This window comes from Fusibacillus kribbianus (genome assembly GCF_030053595.1).
In the GTDB taxonomy this organism is placed as follows: domain Bacteria; phylum Bacillota; class Clostridia; order Lachnospirales; family Lachnospiraceae; genus Lientehia; species Lientehia kribbiana.
On sequence record NZ_JASGBQ010000045.1, the window covers coordinates 1 to 4,349 of the forward strand.

Here is a 4,349-nt window from a genome sequence, read left to right on the forward strand (position 1 = left end):
ACTAAAATTTTTCGTTATTAAGTAACTCGAGGATATGTTCACTGGAACGGATGATTTGAGACTGCTTATCTTTTATGGATGTTTTTCTTGCTGCCTCCGGAGTTTCAAATACAAGGATGTTTTTTGATAAGCACTGAAGTGCCAGTTTCAGTCCGTTCCCATAGGCTGAATTGCTGCACATAATAGCAATCGTGGCATTTGATTGTTCGTCTTGTGATGCTTTAATAAAATCCAGAACGGGTGTATTATAAAGGTTGAAATCTTTCTCTGTATGTTCTACTTCATAATAAGCTCTGGCCGCTTGGCACATTCTTCGGCAAAACTGTTCAATATCGATACGGATGTCCGTAAGGCTATTGTCCTCAGTATTTGCAAAGCCTTTGTTCTGGTGTAGGTATTCACAGCGAAGCTGCCAGCATCGTTCTCCGCAGATATAGGGTGAGATATCCTGCGCAGAGACTTTAAAGAAAGGTGCTGCGTATGTATCAAACCAACGAATATATTGATTTCCTACATCACGAGTTGGTCTCTGGTTTCTGTCCAGAACAGCACGCCCATCCCGATAACGCTTTACAATTTCTGGGAAAGCAATTCCGCCACAAATATCAGGCAAAGTCAGCGCCAATGCCAAAGCAGATTGCCAGCGTCCATCCTCAATGTTCAGTTCTACTTCCTCTATGCGATGTAAAAAGGTAAAGCTGGCATTATCTTGAATCATAGGCATCCTCCTGTAAAAAACCGCCTGCCGGGAAACCGACAGGCGGCATACTGCCTTCTATACTTCCATCATCTATAGGCTATTGATTCTTAGTAATTTTCCGCACGCACTTCGAAGAATGCCTGAGGATGCTTGCAGACAGGGCAGATCTCAGGAGCCTTGGTTCCTACTACGATATGTCCGCAGTTACGGCACTCCCAGATGGTAACGCCGCTCTTCTCAAACACCTGCATGGCCTCCACGTTGCTCAAAAGCTTGCGGTAGCGCTCCTCGTGCATCTTCTCAATGGCAGCTACGCCACGGAACTGTTCAGCCAGATCATGGAATCCCTCCTCATCAGCTTCACGAGCCATGCGGTCATACATATCCGTCCACTCGGCGTTCTCACCTTCAGCAGCATGGAGCAGGTTCTCGGCAGTATCGCCCAGCTCGCCCAGAGCTTTGAACCACAACTTGGCGTGCTCCATCTCGTTCTGTGCAGTATGCAGGAACAGAGCAGCAATCTGCTCGTAACCGGCTTTCTTGGCTACTGAAGCAAAGTAAGTATATTTGTTGCGTGCCTGAGATTCACCAGCAAAGGCTTCCCACAGATTTTTCTCGGTTTTGGTGCCTGCATAGGGATTCTTTGCAGGAGCCGCAGCCTCCTCAATCTTCACAAACTTGTTGGCAGGCTGCTTGCAGATGGGGCACTTAAAATCAGGTGTCATAGGGCCTTCGTGAATGTAACCGCAGACTGTGCATTTCCATTTTTCCATTTTCTTTTCCTCCATTTTTTCATTGAATTGAATGTTTTTTAACAGGGATTCCACAGCATCCACAGGAATGCCGGGATACGTTTTAATACTTTCCAGAAACGATCTGGTGTTGCTGCTCTGAGGCAGCATAAAGCCGGCTTCTCTGCACAGATCCTCAGCCATCAGGCGAGAGGATTTTTCCACAGCGACGCTCAAGACATCAGGAAGCTGCGAAGCAATGTTCTCTGCATTGGCTTTGCTTTGAACTAAGCCACGAAGTGCTTCGACAACTTTTTCTTCTTTCGGCTGCTGCGGCGGCAGTTCTTTTGGAACCATAGAGATTGCAGAGGATGGACAGGCTTCGGCACAGGCACCGCAGCCGATACACTTTTCAGGATCAATGATGCTGTTCTCTGTATCAGTCGCTCCGGTTGGGCAGACATAGAGGCAAAGGCAATCCTTGGTACATAAGCGAAGATTTCTTACTGCATATTTTTCAGCCATAGTTATGCCCTCCCTTCCATTTTTTCAAATTTCCAACTGGGAACCTTACACACCGGACATAGCTCCGGAGCTGTGTCACCAATATAGACAAAACCACAGACCGTGCAAACCCAGACACCGGTGTTTTCCAACATCTTGTCTCCCTCAGATTCATATCGAGTCAGCAGAGATTGGAGCATTCGGGTAACCTTTTCACTCCACACCTGACAGCGCAGACCACCCCGATCAGGTTTTTCACCGGCTATAGCATTGCCATAGGGATACCCTACAGACAAATCCTTGTCAATGAGTTCCAGCAGCTTGGCTGTGCTGGCCTCCTCGACGGGCGCAGCCTTGCTTCTGAAGAACTCTGCCAGTTTTCTGAAATCATCTGCCTGCTGGGGCAGATACTGCTTTTCGCAGCCACGGGCCAGATTGGAGCAGATGATGCTCATTTCCATGGGAGAGAGTTCCTTGTCCACATGGGGCTTTTCAAGGACCTCCTGGGACGCTGTTTTTTCTTCTTTGGGTTTGAAAGCGTCTTTGCCTGCTTTACAGACAGGACACTTCCAATCGGCAGGTAGGTCTTCCCACTTGCCACCGACAGCTTCATCGTGAATATATCCACAAATGCCGCAAACATATTGTTTCATAGGTTTTACCGCCTCCTTTATCTATATTTTATCAAATCACGACACATATTCCGTGATTTAATCACCTATTTCAGTCGCAGGAGTGATGGCCGCAGCCGTGGGAACCGCAAGAGTGACCTTCCCCATGGTGGTCGTGATGATCACACCGGACATTGGGGTTGAAGTCCAGCTCGCCTGCTGCCAGTGCTTCTGCTGCTGCATCAGCGTTGCCGGAAACACCACCATAAAGCCGGATACCCACATCGCTCAGTGCCATCTGGGCACCGCCGCCAATACCGCCGCAGATCAGGGCATCCACCTTCAGTGCACTCAGGACGCCTGCCAGTGCACCATGTCCGCTGCCGCCAGCATCCACAACCTCAGACGAAATGATTTTTCCATCTTCCACATCGTAGATTTTAAACTGTTCGGTGTGACCGAAGTGCTGAAAGATTTCTCCGTTTTCATAAGTGACTGCAATTCTCATAATATTATCTCCTTTCGGTTTTTCGTGCATCGGATGGATTTTTTGCTGATAGCAATTTTTGCACCCGTAGGCTGCGCTGTTTCCGCTGCAGAGTGTAAAATCCCCTCCCTCGATTCGCAGAGGAAGTCCCTCAACCAGCGCATCGGCCAGTTTTTTGCGGGCAGCTGCATAAATCTGCTGAACCGTTGTTCTGGCAATACGCATATATTCTCCGCATTGCTCCTGAGAAAAACCTTCACGGTCAATCAGGCGAATGGATTCATACTCATCCACATTCAGGACAATGGGAGTCAGTTCCTCGCCGCCACGAACCGGAACAAAACCATCATTATCCGGCAAACAACAAACTTTTCTGCATTTTCTCGGTCTTGGCATAGATTCACCTCCATATTATTTACGGCATATGCCATTTATACGACCATTGTACATCTCCTTTTCCTATATGTCAACGGAATTATTGACATATGCCATAAATTGTTTTATACTATGTGTATTCAAGGAGGTGTACCCATGGATTTTTCATCCTATTTTCCAATTTGGAACAAACTGACACCGACCCAGCAGCAGATTTTGGAGCGAAATGCAGTTTTACGAAAAGTGGACAAAGGGACTGTGATTCACAACGGAACGGTGGAGTGTACCGGTCTTCTGCTGGTAAGAAGCGGACAGCTTCGTGCCTATATTCTTTCCGATGAAGGACGGGAGATTAGCCTCTATCGTTTGTTTGATCGGGATATTTGCCTGTTTTCCGCCTCCTGTATGATGAACAGCATTCAGTTTGAGATCACCATTGAGGCGCAGAAGGATACCACGATGTGGGTTATTTCTGCTGACACTTATCAGCGCATTATGAAAGAGTCTGCTGTGGTAGCTAATTTTACCAACGAAATTATGGCTACCCGTTTTTCTGAGGTTATGTGGCTCATGGAGCAGATCATGTGGAAAAGCTTTGATAAAAGGCTGGCAGAATTTCTGCTGGAGGAATGCAGCTTAGAGGAAACAAACATCCTCAAGATTACCCATGAAACCATTGCGGGCCACATGGGCACCGCCCGTGAGGTAGTTACCCGAATGCTTCGCTATTTCCAGAATGAGGGTATGGTCAGGCTGGCTCGTGGAACAGTGGAGGTTACAGACAAAATCAAACTGGAACAATTGCAAAATGATTAAGCAAAAGGGGCTGTAAAATAAGTCCCTGATTAAGAAGCGCCAACTCCGGCAAATGTCGGTTTTGGCGTTTCTTTGTATGAATTTTTCTATTTCTGAGCAAGTCTGCATCTTTTGGTATAAAAAAT

5 protein-coding genes and 1 pseudogene are annotated in these 4,349 nt (G+C 47.1%); 1 reads left to right on the plus strand and 5 read right to left on the minus strand.

Annotated elements, in window-relative coordinates:
• Window position 1: 1 nt before the first annotated feature.
• From QJ036_RS14040 to QJ036_RS14055, 5 genes and pseudogenes are all read right to left on the minus strand, one after another.
• Window positions 2-718, minus strand: coding sequence for a hypothetical protein (locus tag QJ036_RS14040; protein WP_283231964.1), 717 nt, complete (start codon window positions 716-718; stop codon window positions 2-4).
• A gap of 89 nt (window positions 719-807) precedes the next feature.
• Entirely contained in the window at window positions 808-1,788 is a 981-nt protein-coding gene (rbr, locus tag QJ036_RS14375) for a rubrerythrin (protein WP_465221484.1), read from the minus strand.
• A pseudogene (locus QJ036_RS14400) lies at window positions 1,777-1,956 on the minus strand (4Fe-4S binding protein); the annotation flags it as partial. The gene rbr and the pseudogene QJ036_RS14400, both read right to left, overlap by 12 nt.
• Window positions 1,957-1,958: 2 nt before the next feature.
• Window positions 1,959-2,588 carry a rubredoxin-like domain-containing protein gene (locus tag QJ036_RS14050; RefSeq protein ID WP_283231966.1) on the minus strand — a complete coding sequence of 210 codons (630 nt, stop codon included), beginning with the start codon at window positions 2,586-2,588 and terminating at the stop codon, window positions 1,959-1,961.
• A gap of 70 nt (window positions 2,589-2,658) precedes the next feature.
• Entirely contained in the window at window positions 2,659-3,429 is a 771-nt protein-coding gene (locus QJ036_RS14055; protein ID WP_235254956.1) for a NifB/NifX family molybdenum-iron cluster-binding protein, read from the minus strand.
• 135 nt (window positions 3,430-3,564) lie between these two features.
• On the opposite strand from QJ036_RS14055, the gene QJ036_RS14060 reads away from it, so the two are divergent.
• A complete protein-coding gene (locus QJ036_RS14060) occupies window positions 3,565-4,224 on the plus strand; it encodes a Crp/Fnr family transcriptional regulator (RefSeq protein WP_283231967.1) in 660 nt (219 codons plus the stop codon).
• Window positions 4,225-4,349: the final 125 nt, after the last annotated feature.

Coding starts and splice junctions, on each gene's coding strand:
- QJ036_RS14040 (WP_283231964.1), bottom strand. CDS start 718: ATGATTCAAGATAATGCCAGCTTTACCTTTTTACATCGCATAGAGGAA.
- rbr (WP_465221484.1), bottom strand. CDS start 1,788: ATGGTTCCAAAAGAACTGCCGCCGCAGCAGCCGAAAGAAGAAAAAGTT.
- QJ036_RS14050 (WP_283231966.1), bottom strand. CDS start 2,588: ATGAAACAATATGTTTGCGGCATTTGTGGATATATTCACGATGAAGCT.
- QJ036_RS14055 (WP_235254956.1), bottom strand. CDS start 3,429: ATGCCAAGACCGAGAAAATGCAGAAAAGTTTGTTGTTTGCCGGATAAT.
- QJ036_RS14060 (WP_283231967.1), top strand. CDS start 3,565: ATGGATTTTTCATCCTATTTTCCAATTTGGAACAAACTGACACCGACC.